Raw genomic sequence first — 21,184 nt, forward strand, 5'->3', positions numbered from 1 at the left:
CAAAAGAGATACAAAGCAAATAACGTTTTCTTTTAAATGTAAATAAAAGAAAAAAGCATGACTTTAAATAAAGTCATGCTTTTTGATGGCTCGGGACGGAATCGAACCGCCGACACAAGGATTTTCAGTCCTTTGCTCTACCAACTGAGCTACCGAGCCAAAATGGCGGTCCCGACGGGAATCGAACCCGCGATCTCCTGCGTGACAGGCAGGCATGTTAACCGCTACACCACGGGACCTCAGTCTATATGCTATGTATTAAAAATATTAAAAATGACCCGTACGGGATTCGAACCCGTGTTACCGCCGTGAAAGGGCGGTGTCTTAACCGCTTGACCAACGGGCCACGTTGTAACAAAAGTGAGCCATGAAGGACTCGAACCTTCGACCCTCTGATTAAAAGTCAGATGCTCTACCAACTGAGCTAATGGCTCATGTTATATCTCTTAGCGACGCTTATTATAATAACATGATATTTCATATGAATGCAATAGTTTTTTTAAAACTTTCTTTTTATTATTGAGCTTTTTTTAAAAATCTTGTTAACAAAGCACCAATTATAAATAAAAAAGGTTAGCTCAAGAAGAGCTAACCTTTTTTATTTAGCTATATACACCACGTAATACATTTGTTTGTGTACGATCTGGACCTACAGAGAAAATAGATAAAGGAATCCCTGTTAATTGAGACACGCGCTCTAAGTAGTGGCGAGCGTTATCAGGTAACTCATCTAATGTTTTCACACCCGTAATATCTTCTGTCCAACCTGGAAGCTCTTCATATACAGGTTCGCATTCTGCAAGTGTTTTTAAGCTAGCAGGGAATTCTTCCATAACTTCCCCTTTATAACGGTAAGCTACACAAATCTTTAATGTCTCAATTCCCGTTAATACATCAATTGAGTTTAAAGATAAATCTGTGATTCCGCTAACGCGGCGAGCATGACGTACAACTACACTGTCGAACCAACCTACACGGCGAGGACGACCAGTTGTTGTACCATATTCACGTCCTACTTCACGGATTTGATCACCGATTTCGTTTGTTAATTCAGTTGGGAAAGGACCGTCACCAACACGAGTTGTATACGCTTTTGATACACCTACAACGTGCTTGATTTTAGATGGACCTACACCAGAACCAATAGTTACTCCACCCGCTACTGGGTTTGAAGATGTAACAAATGGATATGTTCCTTGGTCGATATCTAACATAACACCTTGTGCGCCTTCAAATAGTACACGACGTCCTTCGTCTAACGCATCATTTAATACTACTGATGTATCAACAACATATTTTGCAACTTGTTGACCATACTCATAGTACTCATCTAAAATTTCTTTTAATGTAAAGCCTTCTACTTCATACATTTTTTCAAGAAGGCGATTCTTTTCAGCTAAGTTTTGTGTTAATTTTGCTTCAAATACTTCACGGTCTAGTAAATCGGCAATTCGAATACCAACACGTGCTGCTTTATCCATATAAGCTGGTCCAATACCTTTTTTCGTTGTACCAATCTTATTTTCACCTTTACGTTCTTCTTCAACTTCATCTAATTTTAAATGATATGGAAGAATCACATGAGCTCGGTTACTAATACGTAAGTTTTCTGTTGTTACACCGCGATCATGTAAGTATTTTAATTCTTGAACAAGTGCTTTTGGATCAACAACCATACCGTTTCCAATTACACACGTTTTGTCATTATAAAAAATACCTGAAGGAATTAAATGTAACTTATAAGTTTCACCATTAAACTTAATTGTGTGACCTGCATTGTTCCCACCTTGGTAACGTGCAATCACTTCTGCATTTTCTGATAGGAAGTCTGTAATCTTCCCTTTTCCTTCATCTCCCCATTGTGTTCCTACTACAACGACTGAAGACATATCTTAAGCACCTCCGCTTAGTAAGCAACAGCTCACTACGACATAATTTAACCATGGATAAGTGTATCAATTTATCACGCTAAAGTCAATTAAATCCGAACGATTTAACAAAAGTTATTATAAATATATCGTATTTTGCGGAACGAATGCGATAACAATAAAATAAAACCTCTCAATATGAGAGGTTTTATGCACCAGGCGGCACTCCTGCATCATCAAAGCGCCGCTCGAGATTAACGAATTTATTGTATTCTTTTACAAAGGCAAGCTGTACGGTTCCAACTGGACCGTTACGCTGCTTGGCTATAATAATCTCGATAATATTTTGATTTTCTGTGTCTTTTTCATAATAGTCTTCACGATATAAGAAAGCTACGATATCGGCATCCTGCTCAATACTTCCGGATTCACGGATATCAGACATCATCGGTCGCTTATCTTGTCTCTGCTCTACACCACGGGAAAGCTGTGATAAGGCGATAACAGGGACTTCTAATTCACGGGCTAAAGCTTTTAACGCACGAGAAATTTCAGATACTTCCTGCTGTCGGTTTTCTCCGCTTCGTCCATTACCTTGAATAAGCTGTAAGTAGTCAATTAAAATCATCCCAAGTCCACCTTCTTGTTTCAAGCGACGACACTTAGAACGAATTTCACCTACTCGAATACCGGGTGTATCATCAATATAAATCCCTGCATTGGACAAAGACCCCATTGCCATAGTAAGCTTTCCCCAGTCATCAGCTGTAAGCGAGCCTGTACGCAGCCTTTGTGCATCAATATTTCCTTCGGCACACAGCATCCTCATAACAAGCTGCTGAGCACCCATCTCTAAACTGAAGATGGCTACGTTCTCATCCGTTTTCGTTGCAACGTTTTGCGCAATATTTAAGGCAAAAGCCGTTTTACCTACCGATGGACGGGCTGCTACAATGATTAAATCATTTCGCTGGAACCCTGCTGTCATTCTATCTAAATCACTAAACCCAGTTGGGATACCTGTAATGTCACCTTTTCGATTGTGAAGAACTTCGATATCATCGTACGTTTGTACAAGTACATCTTTGATATTTTGAAACACACCGCTGTTTTTACGCTGTGCTACTTCTAAAATGTTTTTTTCCGCTTCATTTAATAAAACTTCCACTTCGTCTTCCCTTGCATATCCTTCTGAAGCAATATGCGTTGCAGTACGAATTAGGCGGCGCAAAATCGACTTTTCTTCTACGATTTTACCGTAATATTCTACGTTTGCAGCCGTTGGAACAGAGTTAGCTAAATCACTTAAATACGATACGCCGCCAACTTCTTCTAGGATTTTTTGGTCAGCTAATTCAGACGTTACCGTTACCAAATCAACCGGTTCACCTTGGTCAGAAAGTTTCAGCATACATGTAAAGATTTTCTGGTGCGATGCCCGGTAAAAATCTTCAGGTATTAGCAGTTCAGATGCTAAGGTTAAAGAAGAAGGCTCTAAGAAAATGGCCCCTAATAGCGCTTGCTCTGCTTCAATATTCTGAGGCGGAAGACGATCAGCAAAAAGATCACTCATATTTCTATGCCCCTCTTATATTCTTTCGTATTTTCTTTCATCATAAATGTTGGCGCGAACAAATACAAGTCCGCGCCAACCCTTTATATTATTTACCTATTTTTCAATCGTACGTTTATTTTTGTTCAGTCACATGTACCTTTACAGTAGCCGTTACTTCCGGATGTAATTTAACCGGTACATTTGTATAGCCTAATGCGCGAATGGCATCATTTAATTCAATTTTACGCTTATCTACTTTGATGTTATGCTTTTTCTTTAATTCCTCAGCAATTTGTTTGCTTGTGATAGAACCGAATAAACGGCCGCCTTCACCAGATTTTGCTTTTAATTCAACTGTTAGTTCTTCAAGAGTTGCTTTTAACTCTTTGTTTGCTTGAAGTTCTGCAGCTGCATCTTTTTGCTCTCTATTTTTTTGTGCTTCTAATACCTTCACATTACCGCCTGTAGCTTCAACAGCATAACCATTTTTTAATAAGAAGTTATGTGCATAACCGTCTGAAACATTTTTCACTTCACCTTTTTTGCCTTTTCCTTTTACATCTTTTAAGAAAATTACTTTCATGATTTTTTACCTCCATCTAAGTACTCGTCAATTGCTTGTTTAAGCCTTTCTTCAGCTTCATCCAAACTAATGTCTTGAAGCTGAGTAGCAGCATTCGTTAAGTGGCCTCCGCCTTGGAGACTTTCCATAATAACTTGTACATTGATATCTCCAAGCGATCTAGCACTAATGCCAATTAGATTATCCCGTCGCTTAGAAATAACAAACGAAGCAACCACTCCGCTGATTGAAAGCAGCGTATCTGCAGCTTGCGCGATTAACACTTGATCATACATTTTGTTCGGTTCAGCGCGTGAAATGGCAATACCTGCTGTATAAATCTCTGCATGTTCAATAAAGCGTGCTCGCTGTACATATTGTGTGATATCTTCTTTTAAAAACTTTTGAACAAGAACCGTATCTGCGCCTTGAGAACGTAAAAAGGACGCTGCATCAAACGTACGAGATCCCGTGCGTAATGTAAAGCTTTTTGTATCGACAATAATACCGGCTAAAAGTGCTGTTGCTTCTAGCATATCAATTTTAAATCGTTTCGGCTGGTATTCAAGAAGCTCAGTAACGAGTTCTGCTGTCGAGGAAGCATATGGCTCCATATAGACAAGAAGAGGATCTTCGATAAAGTCTTCTCCTCGTCTATGGTGATCAATGACCACGACATTTTCAATACGATTTAATAATCTTTCTTCAATAACGAGCGACGGCTTATGCGTATCTACTACTACTAAAAGAGTATCATCACTCACAAGATTTAAGGCTTCTTCAGGCGTAATAAATCTTTCCCACAGGCCTTCTTTCTTTTTAATCTCTTCTAGCATTCGCTGAACACCTGTATCAATATGATCAGGATCTAATACGATAAAACCATCTTTCTGATTTACTTGCGCTACTTTTAATATCCCAATAGCAGCTCCTACAGCATCCATATCCGGATACTTATGACCCATGATAATCACTTTTCCACTCTCTGTAATGAGCTCTTTTAACGCGTGAGAAATAACTCTTGCACGCACGCGCGTCCGTTTTTCCATTGGGTTTGTCTTACCCCCAAAGAATTTCACTTTTCCATTCGGCTGTTTAATCGCTACTTGATCTCCGCCACGACCCAAGGCCAAATCTAAGCTAGATTGAGCCAAAGCACCCAGTTCGGGTAAATCAGCCGCACCAGCCCCAATACCGATACTCAATGTAAGCGGTATATTTTGTTTAGACGTCTCTTCTCGAACTTGGTCTAAGATAGAAAATTTACTTCGCTCTAAATGAATTAAGATTTGTTCATTCATAATCGCAATAAATTTCTCAGAAGACGTACGTTTAATAAAAATACCGTATTCTTGAGCCCAACTATTTAACATAGAAGTTACTTGGCTATTCAAGTTACTTTTAACTTGATCATCCATTCCTTGTGTTAGTTCATCATAATTATCTAAAAAGATAATGCCTAAACTTGTTCGTTCTTCTTCATACAACTTTTCGATTTCTATTTGCTCTGTAATATCAAAGAAGTACAGTAAGCGCTCGTCTCGTTTAATAACCACTTTGAATTTCCGATCATGCAACGTGACAACTTCTGTTTCCACTTCTTGTTTGATCAGTGGAATAATACTCTCTGCTACATCGTATAATGATCTTCCCACTAGTGTATCTTCACCGAGACAAGATGCTAGAAAAGGATTGGTCCATTCAATTTGATATTCATCATTAAACAACATAATCCCAATCGGCATTTCCATTAATGCCTCTTCGCCTACTTTTTTCAGCCGATGAGACAGCATTGAAATATAGGTTTCAAACTCATCGGACAGCATTCGCTCCATTCTCATGTATAGAAAAAGACAGGCTAATAGTAATATAAAGCCTATCATTCCTATGATCCAATTATGATAGGTCACGATACCTACTAAAATCAGGGCTATACTATACAATGAGTAAAATGGATAGCGAATGACATTCTTTTTTGTAAAGACAGGCATCCATTTCAGCTCCTACTTTTTTAAGTTCCACAATATCTACTTTTTTGTGTCTAATTGTTTTCTTAAATTAAATCCTAAATCAATTATACCTAAGATGCGCACAATTTGAAGGATAATTGGAATAATTAATGCTAAAATTGTTACAACAATTGGAATTGCTTTCGCATACCCTTTTTGATGTGAGAAATAGAAAATAAAAGAGATCCCTTGTAACACTACTAGCATTTGCAGTCCCATCACGATGTTGATAATAGCTACGTACATAAATGTACCTTGTTCAATATTAAAAGATGGGAAGGATAAGATTAATGCAATCAAATAATACCATAGAATACTTTTAGGAAGTTTAAATTCACGAAAAGGCGGGAATGCTTGCACCTCATAACCTGTTCTTTTAAGAATAGGCGTAGCAATAAGCTGAGAGAAAAAGGCCAGAATAACTCCACCCATAACAATTAATAGAGGCAACAGATTTTTAAACATATCAAATGCATCTCTCATTTGGTCAATTTGAGATTCCTTAACGTCTTGTCCTAAACTTTTCATCATTTCAATACTTTGATTAATCGATTGATCTAAAGCATTATTTATTTGCTCCATTAAATTAACATTAAAAATGACATTTGCTCCTACGAACAATAAAAGTAAACCTAAACTAAATGCAACCGTGCCGCCTAGTAAAATGGTATACCTTTTTTGTTTTTGTCGGTAAAGCATTCCTATTGCTAATCCACCAATACCAAATACAAATGTAAAAGGAAGAGTCAATACATTTCCAAATAACAAAGTCAATAACAACCCTACTACCAAAAATAATATTGCCTTTTTCCACCCATGACGAACGGTATACACAATAAACGGAACAGCTAGCGCTAGTTGAAAAATGGCTCCTACAACAGGTATGTATAGTGAAAAAAGCAAAAGCGCCACAAACAGCGCTAACAGAGCTGCTCCTTCTGTAATATATCGAATTCCTTTCACAACTTCACCTCGTTGATATAGACTATTATTTATTTTATCGATTCAATTCATAAGAAGCAACTATTTGGCAAAAGAGCACCTATGTAATGTAAAAAGAGGCAGTAAGGATTCCCTTACTGCCTCTTTTTATACCGTTCATTATTCACCAGAAACATATGGTAATAATGCCATTTGACGAGCGCGTTTGATAGCGATCGTTAATTTACGTTGGTATTTAGCGCTTGTTCCAGTTACACGACGAGGTAAAATTTTACCACGCTCTGAAACGAATTTTTTAAGCATATCTACATCTTTGTAATCGATGTGAGTGATGCCGTTTGCTGTGAAGAAACAAACTTTACGACGTCTGTTGCGTCCACCTTTACGTCCACCTGCCATTTTGATACGCCTCCTTCCGCTTAAAAGTTTCTATAAAATTTTATACTCCGGATAATCTACTGCGAATTAAAACGGTAAATCGTCATCAGAAATGTCAATTGTCTCGCCATTATTTGCAAATGGATCATCATCAACGCGAGTATAACCTTGATTACCTGAGTTACGGTTCTGATTATCTCCAAATGGAGAGCCTTGTCCAGATCCTCCAGTGTTAGCAAAGTTACTGCGTTGCGTATCCCCACCGCCACTTTTCGGCTCTAAAAATTGCACACTTTCCGCTACAACTTCCGTTACGTATACACGACGACCGTCTTGTCCTTCGTAACTGCGAGATTGTAGTCGACCATCAACACCAGCTAAACTTCCTTTTTTAAGGAAATTGGCTGCATTTTCAGCCTGACGACGCCATACAACACAGTTGATGAAGTCAGCTTCACGTTCACCTTGCTGATTTGTAAATGTGCGGTTTACCGCTAAAGTGAATGTTGCAACCGCTGCTCCACTCGGGGTATAACGTAATTCAGGATCTTTGGTTAAGCGTCCTACGAGAATTACGCGATTCATCATCAGAACCACTCCTTAAGGAAATAAAACCCAATTTATTTAAACGTTTAATTATGCTTCTTGTTTAACAACGATATGACGGATAATGTCTTCGTTGATTTTCGCAAGACGATCAAATTCAGAAACTGCTTCTGAAGTAGCCGCCACGTCAAGAATCATGTAGTAACCGTCACGGAAATCATTGATTTCGTATGCTAAACGACGTTTACCCCATTCTTTAACATTTGCGATTTCAGCACCATTATCAGTTAATACGCCGTTGAAGCGCTCAACTAATGCTTTCTTTGCTTCGTCATCAATGCTTGGACGGATGATGTACATTACTTCATACTTTCTCATCACTGTCACCTCCTTTTGGTCTAACGGCCCGAAACGGGCAAGGAGCAATAAAATATTACTCACGAATTAAAATTATAGCACACTACCATAGGCAAAGCAATACGCATTGCGGGCTGTTTCGTAAATATATGCTAATATTTTCGCCAACGACAAAAGCCGAAAGAAGATATCTTCTTTCGGCTTTTAATCTTATACGTTAAAGCGGAAATGCATAACGTCTCCGTCTTTTACGATGTATTCTTTTCCTTCTAAACGTACTTTTCCAGCTTCACGAGCTGCTCCCATTGTTTTGGCAGCTAATAAGTCCTCGTATGATACTGTTTCCGCACGAATAAATCCACGTTCAAAATCTGTATGAATAATACCTGCACACTCAGGAGCTTTCATGCCTTGTGTGAACGTCCATGCGCGTACTTCTTGCTCACCAGCTGTAAAGTACGTAGCTAATCCAAGTAAATCGTAAGCTGCACGTACAAGCTGATCTAAACCTGACTGTTCAATGCCTAGTTCTTCAAGGAACATTGCTTTTTCTTCTCCTTCAAGTTCAGCAATTTCAGATTCAATGCGTGCGCAAACAACAATTACTTCTGCGCCTTCACTTGCCGCATACTCACGCACCTTTGCTACATATTCGTTAGCAGATGCATCGGCTACCTCGTCTTCAGAAACGTTTGCTACATAAAGAATAGGTTTGATCGTTAGCAAGTGAAATTGTTTTACTAACTTCATTTGTTCTTCTGTAAATGATACAGCACGAGCTGGCTGATCACTTTCAAATGCATTCTTTAGTTTCTCTAGAACTTCGTATTCATACATTGCTTCTTTATCTTTTTGTTTAGCCATTTTTTGAACACGGCCGATACGCTTCTCTACCGTTTCTAAATCCGCTAAAATTAATTCTAAATTAATTGTTTCAATATCTGAAATAGGGTCTACTTTTCCTGAAACGTGCGTGATGTTTTCATCTTCAAAACAACGTACAACGTGACAAATTGCATCTACTTCTCGAATATGAGATAAGAATTTGTTTCCAAGACCTTCACCTTTACTAGCACCTTTTACGATTCCAGCGATATCTGTGAATTCAAATGCTGTTGGAATTGTTTTTTTAGGTTTTACAAGCTCTGTAAGTTTTTGAAGACGATGATCAGGTACTTCTACAATACCCACGTTAGGATCAATCGTACAGAAAGGATAGTTCGCAGATTCTGCGCCCGCTTGTGTAATTGCATTAAATAATGTTGATTTTCCAACGTTCGGAAGACCAACAATTCCAGCTGTTAAAGCCATATCTTTATTCACTCCTCTTTATATATCCGAAACAAGTTAACCTGTCACAATTATAGTGAGTCAACTTTTGAAATACAAGTTTAATAAAGAACCTTTAGTCGCATCATGTTAAGATACTTCATTTTGTCCCACCTTACAGTATAAGGCATAAACATAGAAAATGCATGAGGTTATTCCTCATGCTTCACAAGAATTTTTTTCATTTTACGTGCAAAATCACGTCTTGGAATCATTACGCTGTGGCCGCAGCCTTCACATTTAATGCGGATATCCATTCCCATTCGAATGATTTTCCATTCATTTGTACCGCAAGGATGAGGTTTTTTCATTTCCACAACGTCATTTAAACCAAATTCTTTTTCCGTCATCAGCTCTCTCCTCCTTATTTCCCTTTCAACGTCGACGAATGCTGTGCTTCTTCTGTACGATTATACATAACCATACGAGGAAATGGAACTTCAATGCCATGTTCATTTAACCTTGTACGCACTTCTTTACGAATCATACGGGAAATGTGGAAATGCCTCATTGGTTTTACTTCGCTGGTAATCCTCATCGTGACTTCAGTTGCATGGATATTTTGAACACCCAGCAATTCAGGCGTTTTAACCATATCTTCATAGCGACTTGGCAATTCTTCTAACAAATCTAAAATTACTTGTTCTGCTTTTTGTATGTTTTCTTCATAAGAAATGCTTACATCAACGAAAGCTACGCTGTTATGTAACGAAAAATTAGTGACCTCCACAATACTGCCATTGGGCAAAATATTAATTTCGCCTGTCCAACTCTTAATTTTTGTGGTTCGCAAACCAATTTCTTCCACAGTTCCCTCAAATGTTCCTACTCGAACATAATCGCCAACGGAGAACTGATCTTCAAAGATAATAAAAAATCCCGTGATGATGTCTTTCACTAAGTTTTGAGCACCAAACCCTACCGCGAGCCCTACAATTCCAGCCCCCGCTAGCAATCCACGGACATCTACCGATAATGTTTCTAAAATCATAACTCCCGCAACGAAATAAATAGCATAAGAAAAAATATTTTGGAGCAAACGGACCATCGTAGCTTCTCGTCGCTCAGAAATACGCAGAGGGCTATTTGTGCGAACCTCTACAAATTTATTTAACGCTTTCTTTCCAATCCGAATTAAAAACATGGAAATAAGTAGAATCAACAGAATTTTTATAAATCCCTCTCCAATATGTGCCCACGTTTCTTCTTGAAAAAATGGCTCAAACACGTTCTTAAAAACTGACTTCAGCGAATTCATACTACATGTAGCTCCTATCGTAACATAATCTACATACGAGAAAGTTTTAATCTATTGTAGCAAGTTTCTACGAACTTTTGTAGCGATTTCGAAATGGATACAATAGAACGGCTGTTACTAAAAATAAATTGACGATTCCATACATTGGATACAAAACGGCAATCAAAGTAGAAAAACCTAACTTTGTAAAGGGAATCATTAAAAGTAGCCAGCAGGCTGCCAGTTTCCAAAGAGATTGTACCTTTTCAGTATGAAAACGCGCGGTCAGTCCTAAGATTCCCGATACGGCTGTTGTATAAATTGCAATGAGCAAAACAATGCTCATTAAAAACAGCATTATATAAGGAAAATCTTTAAGAATAGCGAATAATGGAATTTCATAAGAAGAAAGAAGGCCTGAAACTTGAATAAGCGATTCATTGTAAATAAAGGAGAGCCCCCCTAATAAAAAACCACTGCCAACGCTTGCAATATAAATCTCTTTTTTGCTTTTAATTTCCTTTCCAATTGTAGATAATACTGCGACAAGAGGAAGAATATTTAAAGCCGTAAAGGTAAAAGCAGCAGGCCAATTATGCTGAAGATGCCAATCATTTGCTCCAGGATGACGTAAAATAAATGTAAGAAGTACCCCAGCTAGTCCAATCATTAAGATTGGCATAACGAAAGAATTAATAGAAAGAAGCCCGTTTAATCCTCTTGAAAAAACAAAAACGATCAACGCACTAAGAGCGCCAATTCCCCACCAGTAAGGAACATGCCACATTTCCAATGTCGCCCCGCCGCCCGCGATCATAATCACCGTCGTCGTGAACAAATAAAAAACGATTAAAACATCGTAGGCTGCAGCCCATCTCTTTCCTATTAATTCAATTAGTACTGGGTAAAATTGATTGGTTCGGTAGCGATAGCTGATTTGCATAATTACATTGCAAGAAATCGCAAAAATAATAGAAAATAGAAAAATAGCAAGTCCGCTTTCTTCGCCAAAAAACTGCCATAGCTCTCTCCCTGAAGCATATCCAGCGCCTATCATGGTTCCCATAATTAAGAATATCCATTTACATCCTGCTCTCCACATCGATTTTCCCCCAATCCATGAAATATATGTATAGAATCTTCAAAATCTTCGTATACTGTTACTATTATGTATAAGGAGTGGACCCTATGAATTTAAAATCTCCCTTCTTTGAGAAGACACAACATTCAACCCGCGTATTTCATGATGAAGAATCTGCTACAAAGAAGCTGAGTACACAGTTACTATCTTTACTTCCAGCACAGAAAGACAGACCAATTGTTTTTGTATGTATTGGAACGGACCGTTCAACTGGGGACTCATTGGGTCCATTAGTCGGAACGAAACTGAACGAAAAAAAAGTTTCATCTTTTCACATTTTTGGAACGTTAGAAGAGCCTGTTCATGCTGTTAATTTGAAAGAAACGTTAAAACATATTCAAAAGCTCTTCCCTAATCCTTTTATTATTGGAATTGATGCTTGTTTAGGTCGTATGAAAAGCGTAGGCTCTGCATCACTTGGAATAGGACCGGTGAAACCAGGAGCAGGAGTTAATAAAGAATTGCCGCCAGTCGGGGATATTCATATAACAGGGGTTGTCAACGTGAGCGGATTTATGGAGTTTTTCGTCTTGCAAAATACGAGGCTTCACCTCGTTATGTGCATTGCCGATTTAATTGCGAAAAGTATTGAGACTGCGCACAACGAACGAGAGAAAGAGTTTAATAATTCTTCAGGTTACCAAACGGTAAGACATTATAAACAATAAAAAAGGTTGTCCTAAAACTAGGACAACCTTTTTTATACAGAAGATTTGTTAGTCTGAGAAAGATCGTTAAATAATTCAAGAAGACGGTTCAAATCTTCTTTAGAGAAAAATTCGATTTCAATTTTTCCTTTTTTCTTGCTTTGTGTAATGTGAACGGAGGTACCAAAACGCTCACGAAGCTGTGTTTCACTTTGTTTTATAAATAAGTCTTTATCTTTTTTAGTTTTTGATGTTTCACGTGGAACGGATTTATTTAAGTGGGCAATATAAGCCTCTAGCTGTCTGACATTTAATTGTTCCTTACGTATTTTTTCAACGACTTTAGGTAGAAGCGCTTTATTTTTTAAACCGACTAGCGTACGCCCATGGCCCATAGACAATTCATTAGTAGAAATGAGGGTTTGAATTTCCTCAGGCAGTTGCAAGAGGCGAACATAGTTAGCAATATGAGGTCGACTTTTTCCCAGTCGTGTAGCAAGTTGCTCCTGTGTCATATCGAGCTTATCCATAAGCAATTGATAAGCGGTTGCTTCTTCAATTGGCGTCAAATCTTCACGCTGTAAATTCTCTAACAAAGCTAGTTCCATCATTTGCTTTTCTGAAAAGTCTTTTATAATGACAGGAACAGTAGCAAGGTCGGCTTCTTTAGCAGCTCTAAATCGTCTTTCACCCGCTAAGATTTCATAGCCTTTAATGCTTTTGCGAGCTACAATAGGCTGTAAGATGCCATGATGTAAAATGGATTGCTTTAACTCATTAATTGCTTCTTTATTAAACGTTTTACGTGGTTGATAGGGGTTGGGTCTGAGTTCGTGAATAGCAACTTCCTGAATCGAATCATCAGCCTGTGCATCTAAGCCTGAAAATAAGGCATTAATTCCTTTCCCTAATCCTTTCGCCATTATAAATCACTTCCTTTGCAAGTTCCGTATAAACTGCGGCCCCTCTAGATCTTGCATCATATAAGATAATTGGTTCACCATGACTAGGTGCTTCACTCAAACGAACATTTCGAGGAATAATCGTTTGATAAACGCGATCTTGAAAGTACTTCTTCACTTCTGCTGTTACCTGCAGTCCTAAATTCGTCCGTGCGTCAAGCATAGTCAGCAATACACCTTCGATACGCAGTTGATTATTCAAATGTTTTTGGACTAATCTAACGGTATTTAGCAATTGACTTAACCCTTCAAGCGCATAATATTCACACTGTACAGGTATTAAAACAGAATCAGCTGCCGTTAACGCATTTAGTGTCAGTAAACCAAGAGAAGGGGGACAATCAATAATAACATAATCAAAGTGATCTTTCACCGTTTCTAAAGCTCTCTTAAGTCGAACTTCACGTGAAATAGTCGACACTAATTCAATTTCTGCACCAGCTAATTGAATGGTCGCGGGAATGATTGATAAATTTTCGACGGCTGTTGAACGAACAACGTTCTTAGCTTCCATATCTTCCACGATTACATTATAAATACATTCATCTACATCTGCTTTATCTATGCCAACTCCACTCGTAGCGTTACCCTGGGGATCTCCGTCTACAAGTAGAACCTTTTTTCCTTGTTCAGCTAAACAAGCTCCTAAATTAACAGCGGTTGTTGTTTTTCCAACTCCGCCTTTTTGATTCGCAACTGCCACAATTTTCCCCATGTTGTCACCTACTTTCATTTCCATCCCATTTGTCCAGACAGTTTAATTGTTCATTGAATTTTCTGACGAAAAACTTTGATAAAAAAGCCTCATCAAAAAAAGATGAGGGCTATTTCTTTATTTTTTCGGAATCTTAATAGTAAACTGAAAATATTCATCAAACTCTTCTTCTTCCGTGTTTAATGAAATCCCGCTGTCACTAACCATTGTCAAGGATTGACGAATTGTATTCATTGCGATACGCGTATCTTTACTAAACGCTTTTCTTTTTGCTTTTGGCTTTTTAACCTGCGTTTCTAACAATTTAACTACTCGATCTTCCGTTTGTTTTACATTTAATTGTTTTTCAATAATCTCAGCTAATACTTGAAGTTGTTTTTCTTGATTTTTGAGGGGAATGAGCGCTCTTGCATGTCGCTCTGTAATCAATTTTTGTTTGATTGCTTCTTGTATTTCAACGGGAAGCTTTAACAAACGAAGCTTGTTTGCAATTGTGGATTGGCCTTTTCCTAAACGTTGAGCTAATGCCTCTTGGGTAAGATTATGTAACTCAATTAACTTTGCGTAGGCTAGTGCTTCTTCGACAGCCGTTAGCTCTTCACGTTGTAAGTTTTCTATTAAAGCCACAGAGGCCGTTTCTGTATCGTTAAAATGTTTCACAATTGCAGGAACCGTATCCCACCCTAAGCTTTGTACAGCTCTCCACCGGCGTTCTCCAGCAATTAATTCGTATTCTTCGCCCTCAGTCGGTCGAACCACAATAGGTTGAATAATACCGTGTGTATGAATAGTAAGAGCTAGCTCTTCAATTTTTGCTTCATTAAACACAGTACGCGGCTGATAACGATTCGGAATAATACTTGAAACCCTAATTTGTTTTACTTCATCTCTTAAAACTTTTTCGACATTTTCATCTTGGACAGTTTCAATCTCTACATGAATATCCTCATCTTTTTCTTTTAAATTAAAAAAACGTGAAAAAGCAGATTTCATAGTCCCACACCACCTTCAGGAAAATCCCGCCTTAAACTAATTCGATGTTTTTTAATCATATCCTGCTTTCTAAACAGAAAATATAGAGAAGAAAATGTTTCATATGAAACATTTTCTTCTCTATCTATTTAATGCCTACTCTAGTGGAAGCTTAACTGGGGTACCAGGTTTTCTAGGATATTTTTTAGGCGTTTTCTTTATTTTGTCTATTAAAATAATGTAACGTTCACTTTGCTCCAAAGGCAATTGGAAATGTTCAATCGAATTCACTTTTCCACCTAATACTTGGAATGATTTTTCTCCATTTTTTAATTCCTCAGGGGCAGAAGCACCTTTCATTGCTAAAAAGCGTCCTTGTTCTTTAACAAGCGGTAAGCAAAATTCATTGAGAACCGAGATACGTGCCACGGCTCTTGCCGTTACAAGATCGAATGACTCGCGAATCGTTTCTTTTTTACCAAATGTTTCAGCTCGATCATGACATAGTGTGACATTGTCTAGTTCAAGCTCATTTACAAGATGCGTTAAAAACGTAATACGCTTTTGTAACGAATCAACGATTGTTACATGCAAATGCGGGAAGCAAATTTTGATCGGAATACTTGGAAATCCTGCTCCTGCACCTACATCACACATGGATTCAATTTCTGTAAAGTCTTGAAAAAAAGCAGCTGAAATAGAATCGTAAAAATGCTTTTCATACACTTCACCGTGATCAGTGATAGCAGTTAAATTCATTTTTTCGTTCCATTCCACTAAAACTTGATAATACTTTTCAAATTGATTCAGCTGTTTAGAAGAAAGAGAAATTCCCTTTTCTTCTAATAGCTGTTGAAACTGTTGAATATTCATTGAGTTTCCCTTTCTTCGCGCCTAAGAGTTTTAATCATTTGATACTTTAGCGATGCGCCCTTGTTCAATATAAACAAGCAAGATTGAAATATCAGCTGGGTTGACTCCCGAAATACGTGAAGCTTGCGCTACCGTTAGTGGACGCACTTGGTTTAATTTTTGACGTGCTTCTGTAGCTAAACCGTTAATTGCATCATAATCGATATAATCAGGAACCTTTTTGTTTTCTAACTTCTTCAAACGTTCAACTTGCTGAAGTGATTTCTGAATATATCCTTCGTATTTCACCTGGATTTCTACTTGTTCAGCTACTTCAGGATCTACCGTCTCATCAGCTGGTGCTAATTGATGAATATGAGTATATGTCATTTCAGGACGGCGAAGTAAATCTGTCGCACGAATGCCATCTTTTAATTCACTGCCGCCAGCTTCTTTAATCAGTTGTTGAACAGCTTCATTCGGCTTAATTATAAAGGAGAAAAGACGTTTCTTCTCTTGCTCGATTTCCGCTTTCTTTTGTTCAAATTTAGCATAGCGCTCATCGCTGATTAATCCTAGTTCACGACCAATTTCAGTAAGGCGTAAATCAGCGTTATCGTGACGAAGCAATAAACGATATTCTGCACGAGACGTTAGTAGACGATACGGTTCATTTGTTCCTTTTGTTACTAAATCATCCACCAATACACCGATGTAAGCATCAGAACGTCCTAAGATGACTTCTTCTTGTTCCAGCGCTCTTCTTCCCGCGTTAATTCCAGCAAGAAGACCTTGGCCTGCAGCTTCTTCATAACCAGATGTTCCGTTAATTTGTCCAGCCGTATAAAGATTTTTAATTTTCTTCGTTTCAAGCGTTGGCCATAACTGAGTCGGAACAATTGCATCATATTCAATAGCATAGCCCGCACGCATCATTTGGACTTTTTCAAGACCCGGAATTGTCGCAAGCATTTGACGCTGTACGTGCTCAGGAAGACTTGTTGACAATCCTTGAACATATACTTCTTGCGTGTTTCGTCCTTCTGGCTCTAAGAAAATTTGGTGGCGCGGTTTATCATTAAAGCGCACAACCTTATCTTCAATAGATGGACAGTAGCGCGGTCCAGTACCTTTGATCATCCCAGAATACATAGGAGATAAGTGGAGGTTCTCGTCAATAATTTGATGAGTTTGTTCACTTGTATATGTTAACCAGCAAGGCAGTTGATCTGTAATGTACTGTGTTGTTTCGTATGAGAAAGCACGAGGTACATCATCCCCAGGCTGAATCTCTGTTTTGCTGTAATCAATAGTGGAGCTGTTAACACGCGGTGGAGTTCCGGTTTTAAAACGGACCATGTCCAGTCCTAACTCCTCTAAGTGTTCAGAAAGCTTAATAGCAGGTTGTTGATTGTTAGGACCGCTTGAATATTTTAGTTCACCTAAAATAATTTCCCCGCGTAAGAATGTTCCTGTCGTAATAACAACTGTTTTCGCTTTATACACAGCTCCTGTTTGAGTGACAACGCCCGTACATACGCCATCTTCTACAATTAACTGTTCTACCATGCCTTGCATAAGCGTTAGGTTTTCTTCATTTTCTAACGTTTTTTTCATTTCATGCTGATAAGCAAATTTATCTGCTTGAGCTCTAAGTGCTCGAACGGCTGGACCTTTTCCTGTGTTTAACATTCTCATTTGAATATGAGTTTTATCGATATTTCTACCCATTTCTCCGCCAAGAGCATCAATTTCACGTACTACAATACCTTTTGCAGGGCCGCCTACAGAAGGGTTGCACGGCATAAACGCCACCATGTCTAAGTTAATGGTCAGCGTTAACGTTTTAGCACCCATACGCGCAGAAGCAAGCGCCGCTTCACAGCCTGCATGACCTGCTCCAATGACAATAACATCATATTGTCCACCTTCATATTGCATAATAGTAGCCTCCTTTAATAATCTATTTTCCTAAACAGAATTGAGAGAACAACTGATCAATTAAGCTTTCGTGAACAGCATCACCAATAATTTCACCTAATAGTTCCCACGTTCTTGTTAAATCAATTTGAACGATATCGATTGGAACGCCACTCTCAATGCCTGTGATGGCCTCATCGATAGCTCCTCTTGCTTGCGTTAAAAGCGCAATATGTCTCGTATTAGACAAATACGTTAAATCTTGAGATTCAATTGTTCCTTCAAAGAAAAGAGCTGCGATTGCTTCCTCAAGCTGATCTACTCCTTGTTCTTGAAGAAGAGAAGTTGTCACTACTGGATGATTACCAGCAAATTGCTGCACTTCCTCTAGATTAATTTTTTGCTCAAGATCTGTTTTATTCACAATTACGATAACATCCATGCCTTTTACAGCTTCAAATAGTTTTTTATCTTCATCCGTTAGTTCTTCATGGAAATTCAGTACAAGCAAAATTAAATCTGCTTCTTTCAAATACTGACGGGAGCGTTCTACACCAATTCGTTCTACAATATCTTCTGTTTCACGAATTCCAGCTGTGTCAACTAATCGTAGAGGAACTCCTCGCACATTGACATACTCTTCGATTACATCTCGCGTCGTTCCAGGAATGTCTGTGACAATGGCCTTTGCATCTTGCACTAAACTATTTAGAAGAGAAGATTTCCCTACATTAGGACGTCCAATAATAACCGTGGCCAATCCTTCTCTTAAAATTTTCCCTTGATGAGAGGTTTGAAGAAGCTTATCAATTTCTTGGCGTACATTTGAAGCTTTTTCAATTAACACTTGGTGAGTCATTTCCTCTACATCGTCATATTCTGGGTAGTCAATGTTTACTTCTACATGGGCAAGTGTTTCGAGAATTTCTTGACGTAAATGACGTACTAGCTTGGACAAACGCCCTTCCATTTGGCCGATCGCCATATTCATCGCTTTATCTGTTTTGGCACGAATTAAATCCATTACAGCTTCTGCTTGTGATAAGTCTACTCGCCCATTTAAAAATGCTCGTTTTGTAAACTCACCCGGCTCAGCTAAACGGGCACCATTGGCAATAACTAACTGCAGCACACGATTAACGGATACGATTCCGCCGTGACAGTTAATTTCAATAATGTCTTCTCTGGTAAATGTTTTGGGACCTTTCATAATGGAAAGCATTACTTCTTCAACGACTTGCTCCGTCTTGGGATCTACGATATGACCGTAGTGAATAGTATGAGAAGCTACTTCTGTTAATCGTTTATTCGAAACGCTTTTAAAGATACGATCTGCAATTGTAATTGCTTCTTCACCACTCAGGCGGACAATGGCAATAGCTCCTTCTCCCATTGGTGTAGAAATGGCCGCAATTGTATCAAAATCTAACACCAACTTCACCTCATTTCATTTTATAAACCTTTTATTTTAAACGACGTTATATACTATCATCGTTAACAATTTTACACGAACAAAAACATCTATTTTAAAGCCCATGATTTGTATGAACCAAATAAATAGAATACCACAATTCACTGATTTGGAACATCTCTAACGTTTCTTACGTTATACACAGCAAGAAAAACAGGCAGTATGTACTATTTTAACTTATCCACATGTGAATAACAACGTATGCATCTTGATTTTTTTGAACGCTTGGTTAATAAAAGTAAGCACATAAAAAAAGCACTAGCTATTTTGCTAGTGCTTTTTGGCAACTGGCTGAACCAAAATACTTCTTTTGGGCTCTTTGCCAACAGATCTCGTCTCAACTAAAGAATTTTTAGCTAACGCTTGATGAATCATTTTTCTTTCATGAGAAGGCATTGGTTCTAGTTGAACAGACCGATTCGTTTTAATCGCCTGATTAGCTATTTTTAATGCCAATTTTTCGACCATTTCTTTTCGTTTTTCTCGGTAGCCTTCTGGATTCAATACAACATTTAAAAATTGCTGACTGTATCGATTAGCTACCAATTGTGTGAGAAGCTGGAGCGCATTTAGGGTTTGTCCATGTTTTCCAATCAACACCCCTGCTGAATCGCTACTAATCTCAATTATGCAGTTTCTCGAGGTTTTTTTGACGTTCGTATGAATCGAAATCCCCATTTCACGGCTAACATTTGTAATAAAATGAACCGCTTCCTCTACAGGGTCAACTATTTTTGTAACTTTTACAACTGCGGGTTTTCCCTTAAAGATTCCTAGGAATCCTTTTTTCCCTGGTTCAATTATTTCTACATTTGTTTGATTTCGCTCTACTTCTAAAGCATCTAATGCTTCTTGAACAGCAGCTTCAATCGTCTGGGCCGTAATTGTGATTTCGTTCATTTTTTAACCCCTTCAATATTCGCTTGTTTTAAGTCTGGCCCTTTAATGAAGTAGGTTTGAATAATCATAAATAGATTTCCCACTACCCAATAAAGAGATAAGGCGGCTGGAAAATTGATTGCAAAAACCACAATCATGATCGGCATAACCCAAAGCATCATAGCCATTTGAGGATTTTGATTTGCATTTCCGGCCATCATCATCTTTTGCTGAATAAACGTTGTGATTCCTGCGACAATTGGTAAGATAAATAGCGGATCACGCGCACCTAAATCAAACCATAAAAAGCTGTTGTTTGCGATTTCCGACGTTCGTGTAATCGCGTGGAAAATCCCAATAAGAATGGGCATTTGAATTAGAATTGGGAAGCACCCAGCTAAAGGATTTACTCCGTAAGTTTGGAATAATGCCATCGTTTCTTTCTGCAATTGCTGCTGCGTCTGGGCATCTTTTGAACTGTACTTCTCCTTTAACTTCTGCATTTCGGGCTGAAGCATCTGCATTGCTTTCGTGTTTCTCATCTGTTTAATCATAAGCGGCAAGATAAGTAAGCGAATCAGGATTGTGACAACGATGATCGCAACTCCATAGCTTTTAAATACCTCCGCCAGATACGTAATGACCAATGATAGCGGATACACAACATACTCATTCCAAAAACCTTTACTATCATCTGTAATAGGTTGGTTAATTTCCGTACAACCCGCTAAAACAGTTAATAGAAAGATAAGTGTTATCCCTAAAAACAACTTCTTCTTCACCTGTTTTTCCTCCTTCTACATGTTCACCTTTCAATTCTGAAAGTGCGTCAAAATCCATTA

21 protein-coding genes and 4 tRNA genes are annotated in these 21,184 nt (G+C 38.3%); 1 reads left to right on the top strand and 24 read right to left on the bottom strand.

Going from position 1 to position 21,184, the window contains the following annotated elements:
• Positions 1-86: 86 nt before the first annotated feature.
• The 16 genes from ACO1DI_RS10980 to ACO1DI_RS11055 all read right to left on the bottom strand — a co-directional run bounded on the left by ACO1DI_RS10980 (position 87) and on the right by ACO1DI_RS11055 (position 11,885).
• A tRNA-Phe gene (locus ACO1DI_RS10980) sits at positions 87-159 on the bottom strand.
• Positions 160-163: 4 nt separating this feature from the next.
• Positions 164-239 (bottom strand) — tRNA-Asp (locus ACO1DI_RS10985).
• A gap of 35 nt (positions 240-274) precedes the next feature.
• Positions 275-346, bottom strand: a tRNA-Glu gene (locus tag ACO1DI_RS10990).
• Positions 347-361: 15 nt separating this feature from the next.
• A tRNA-Lys gene (locus ACO1DI_RS10995) sits at positions 362-434 on the bottom strand.
• 168 nt (positions 435-602) lie between these two features.
• Entirely contained in the window at positions 603-1,889 is a 1,287-nt protein-coding gene (locus ACO1DI_RS11000; RefSeq protein WP_423145234.1) for an adenylosuccinate synthase, read from the bottom strand.
• Positions 1,890-2,076: 187 nt separating this feature from the next.
• Complete coding sequence (gene dnaB / locus ACO1DI_RS11005) at positions 2,077-3,441, bottom strand: replicative DNA helicase (protein WP_013059909.1); 1,365 nt, start codon at positions 3,439-3,441, stop codon at positions 2,077-2,079.
• A gap of 115 nt (positions 3,442-3,556) precedes the next feature.
• Complete coding sequence (gene rplI / locus ACO1DI_RS11010; RefSeq protein ID WP_013085555.1) at positions 3,557-4,006, bottom strand: 50S ribosomal protein L9; 450 nt, start codon at positions 4,004-4,006, stop codon at positions 3,557-3,559.
• Positions 4,003-5,976, bottom strand: coding sequence for a DHH family phosphoesterase (locus ACO1DI_RS11015; protein WP_025752414.1), 1,974 nt, complete (start codon positions 5,974-5,976; stop codon positions 4,003-4,005). Before ACO1DI_RS11015 ends, rplI begins: the two co-directional genes overlap by 4 nt.
• Before the next feature lie 36 nt (positions 5,977-6,012).
• Positions 6,013-6,957, bottom strand: a complete 945-nt coding sequence (locus tag ACO1DI_RS11020) for a YybS family protein (RefSeq protein ID WP_115655112.1) — start codon at positions 6,955-6,957, stop codon at positions 6,013-6,015.
• 138 nt (positions 6,958-7,095) lie between these two features.
• The gene (gene rpsR, locus ACO1DI_RS11025) at positions 7,096-7,335 is read right to left on the bottom strand and encodes a 30S ribosomal protein S18 (RefSeq protein WP_013059913.1); all 240 of its coding nucleotides are present in this window, start codon (positions 7,333-7,335) and stop codon (positions 7,096-7,098) included.
• A 66-nt stretch (positions 7,336-7,401) separates the two neighbouring features.
• Entirely contained in the window at positions 7,402-7,902 is a 501-nt protein-coding gene (ssb, locus tag ACO1DI_RS11030; protein WP_013059914.1) for a single-stranded DNA-binding protein, read from the bottom strand.
• Between the two features lie 48 nt (positions 7,903-7,950).
• Positions 7,951-8,238, bottom strand: coding sequence for a 30S ribosomal protein S6 (rpsF, locus tag ACO1DI_RS11035; protein ID WP_013059915.1), 288 nt, complete (start codon positions 8,236-8,238; stop codon positions 7,951-7,953).
• 189 nt (positions 8,239-8,427) lie between these two features.
• Positions 8,428-9,528, bottom strand: coding sequence for a redox-regulated ATPase YchF (gene ychF, locus ACO1DI_RS11040; protein ID WP_014457678.1), 1,101 nt, complete (start codon positions 9,526-9,528; stop codon positions 8,428-8,430).
• Positions 9,529-9,698: 170 nt separating this feature from the next.
• Positions 9,699-9,896: a DUF951 domain-containing protein gene (locus ACO1DI_RS11045; protein ID WP_013059917.1), complete on the bottom strand. Its 198-nt coding sequence runs from the start codon at positions 9,894-9,896 to the stop codon at positions 9,699-9,701.
• A 14-nt stretch (positions 9,897-9,910) separates the two neighbouring features.
• Complete coding sequence (locus ACO1DI_RS11050) at positions 9,911-10,804, bottom strand: mechanosensitive ion channel family protein (RefSeq protein WP_014457677.1); 894 nt, start codon at positions 10,802-10,804, stop codon at positions 9,911-9,913.
• A 67-nt stretch (positions 10,805-10,871) separates the two neighbouring features.
• Positions 10,872-11,885, bottom strand: a complete 1,014-nt coding sequence (locus ACO1DI_RS11055) for a membrane protein (RefSeq protein WP_014457676.1) — start codon at positions 11,883-11,885, stop codon at positions 10,872-10,874.
• Positions 11,886-11,971: 86 nt separating this feature from the next.
• Between ACO1DI_RS11055 and yyaC the strand changes: the two genes are divergently transcribed.
• Positions 11,972-12,592, top strand: coding sequence for a spore protease YyaC (gene yyaC / locus ACO1DI_RS11060; protein ID WP_042991799.1), 621 nt, complete (start codon positions 11,972-11,974; stop codon positions 12,590-12,592).
• Between the two features lie 32 nt (positions 12,593-12,624).
• Here the strand turns inward: yyaC and ACO1DI_RS11065 are convergent, their stop codons facing one another.
• The 8 genes from ACO1DI_RS11065 to spoIIIJ form a co-directional block, all read right to left on the bottom strand.
• Positions 12,625-13,494, bottom strand: coding sequence for a ParB/RepB/Spo0J family partition protein (locus ACO1DI_RS11065; RefSeq protein WP_014457674.1), 870 nt, complete (start codon positions 13,492-13,494; stop codon positions 12,625-12,627).
• The gene (locus ACO1DI_RS11070) at positions 13,466-14,248 is read right to left on the bottom strand and encodes a ParA family protein (RefSeq protein WP_028409764.1); all 783 of its coding nucleotides are present in this window, start codon (positions 14,246-14,248) and stop codon (positions 13,466-13,468) included. Before ACO1DI_RS11070 ends, ACO1DI_RS11065 begins: the two co-directional genes overlap by 29 nt.
• 117 nt (positions 14,249-14,365) lie before the next feature.
• A complete protein-coding gene (gene noc, locus ACO1DI_RS11075; protein ID WP_013059923.1) occupies positions 14,366-15,241 on the bottom strand; it encodes a nucleoid occlusion protein in 876 nt (291 codons plus the stop codon).
• Between the two features lie 135 nt (positions 15,242-15,376).
• Complete coding sequence (rsmG, locus tag ACO1DI_RS11080) at positions 15,377-16,093, bottom strand: 16S rRNA (guanine(527)-N(7))-methyltransferase RsmG (protein WP_014457672.1); 717 nt, start codon at positions 16,091-16,093, stop codon at positions 15,377-15,379.
• A gap of 30 nt (positions 16,094-16,123) precedes the next feature.
• Positions 16,124-18,013 (bottom strand): tRNA uridine-5-carboxymethylaminomethyl(34) synthesis enzyme MnmG, encoded by a 1,890-nt coding sequence (gene mnmG / locus ACO1DI_RS11085; protein ID WP_423145235.1) that lies wholly within the window; start codon positions 18,011-18,013, stop codon positions 16,124-16,126.
• 22 nt (positions 18,014-18,035) lie between these two features.
• Positions 18,036-19,424 carry a tRNA uridine-5-carboxymethylaminomethyl(34) synthesis GTPase MnmE gene (mnmE, locus tag ACO1DI_RS11090; RefSeq protein ID WP_014457670.1) on the bottom strand — a complete coding sequence of 463 codons (1,389 nt, stop codon included), beginning with the start codon at positions 19,422-19,424 and terminating at the stop codon, positions 18,036-18,038.
• 309 nt (positions 19,425-19,733) lie between these two features.
• On the bottom strand, positions 19,734-20,363 hold the full coding sequence (gene jag / locus ACO1DI_RS11095; protein WP_014457669.1) for an RNA-binding cell elongation regulator Jag/EloR: 630 nt from the start codon (positions 20,361-20,363) through the stop codon (positions 19,734-19,736).
• On the bottom strand, positions 20,360-21,124 hold the full coding sequence (spoIIIJ, locus tag ACO1DI_RS11100) for a YidC family membrane integrase SpoIIIJ (protein WP_014457668.1): 765 nt from the start codon (positions 21,122-21,124) through the stop codon (positions 20,360-20,362). The genes jag and spoIIIJ overlap by 4 nt, the downstream gene beginning before the upstream one ends.
• Between the last annotated feature and the right edge of the window lie 60 nt (positions 21,125-21,184).

Source organism: Priestia sp. 40 (assembly GCF_049368575.1).
Taxonomy (GTDB): domain Bacteria; phylum Bacillota; class Bacilli; order Bacillales; family Bacillaceae_H; genus Priestia; species Priestia zanthoxyli.

Excerpts from the sequence above, each read along its gene's own strand:
- ACO1DI_RS11050 (WP_014457677.1), bottom strand. The coding sequence starts at position 10,804 with ATGAATTCGCTGAAGTCAGTTTTTAAGAACGTGTTTGAGCCATTTTTT.
- dnaB (WP_013059909.1), bottom strand. The coding sequence starts at position 3,441 with ATGAGTGATCTTTTTGCTGATCGTCTTCCGCCTCAGAATATTGAAGCA.
- ACO1DI_RS11055 (WP_014457676.1), bottom strand. The coding sequence starts at position 11,885 with ATGTGGAGAGCAGGATGTAAATGGATATTCTTAATTATGGGAACCATG.
- jag (WP_014457669.1), bottom strand. The coding sequence starts at position 20,363 with ATGAACGAAATCACAATTACGGCCCAGACGATTGAAGCTGCTGTTCAA.
- rpsF (WP_013059915.1), bottom strand. The coding sequence starts at position 8,238 with ATGAGAAAGTATGAAGTAATGTACATCATCCGTCCAAGCATTGATGAC.
- mnmG (WP_423145235.1), bottom strand. The coding sequence starts at position 18,013 with ATGCAATATGAAGGTGGACAATATGATGTTATTGTCATTGGAGCAGGT.
- ACO1DI_RS11000 (WP_423145234.1), bottom strand. The coding sequence starts at position 1,889 with ATGTCTTCAGTCGTTGTAGTAGGAACACAATGGGGAGATGAAGGAAAA.
- ACO1DI_RS11070 (WP_028409764.1), bottom strand. The coding sequence starts at position 14,248 with ATGGGGAAAATTGTGGCAGTTGCGAATCAAAAAGGCGGAGTTGGAAAA.
- ssb (WP_013059914.1), bottom strand. The coding sequence starts at position 7,902 with ATGATGAATCGCGTAATTCTCGTAGGACGCTTAACCAAAGATCCTGAA.
- ACO1DI_RS11065 (WP_014457674.1), bottom strand. The coding sequence starts at position 13,494 with ATGGCGAAAGGATTAGGGAAAGGAATTAATGCCTTATTTTCAGGCTTA.
- noc (WP_013059923.1), bottom strand. The coding sequence starts at position 15,241 with ATGAAATCTGCTTTTTCACGTTTTTTTAATTTAAAAGAAAAAGATGAG.
- rpsR (WP_013059913.1), bottom strand. The coding sequence starts at position 7,335 with ATGGCAGGTGGACGTAAAGGTGGACGCAACAGACGTCGTAAAGTTTGT.
- rsmG (WP_014457672.1), bottom strand. The coding sequence starts at position 16,093 with ATGAATATTCAACAGTTTCAACAGCTATTAGAAGAAAAGGGAATTTCT.
- ACO1DI_RS11045 (WP_013059917.1), bottom strand. The coding sequence starts at position 9,896 with ATGACGGAAAAAGAATTTGGTTTAAATGACGTTGTGGAAATGAAAAAA.
- yyaC (WP_042991799.1), top strand. The coding sequence starts at position 11,972 with ATGAATTTAAAATCTCCCTTCTTTGAGAAGACACAACATTCAACCCGC.
- rplI (WP_013085555.1), bottom strand. The coding sequence starts at position 4,006 with ATGAAAGTAATTTTCTTAAAAGATGTAAAAGGAAAAGGCAAAAAAGGT.
- ACO1DI_RS11015 (WP_025752414.1), bottom strand. The coding sequence starts at position 5,976 with ATGCCTGTCTTTACAAAAAAGAATGTCATTCGCTATCCATTTTACTCA.
- ychF (WP_014457678.1), bottom strand. The coding sequence starts at position 9,528 with ATGGCTTTAACAGCTGGAATTGTTGGTCTTCCGAACGTTGGAAAATCA.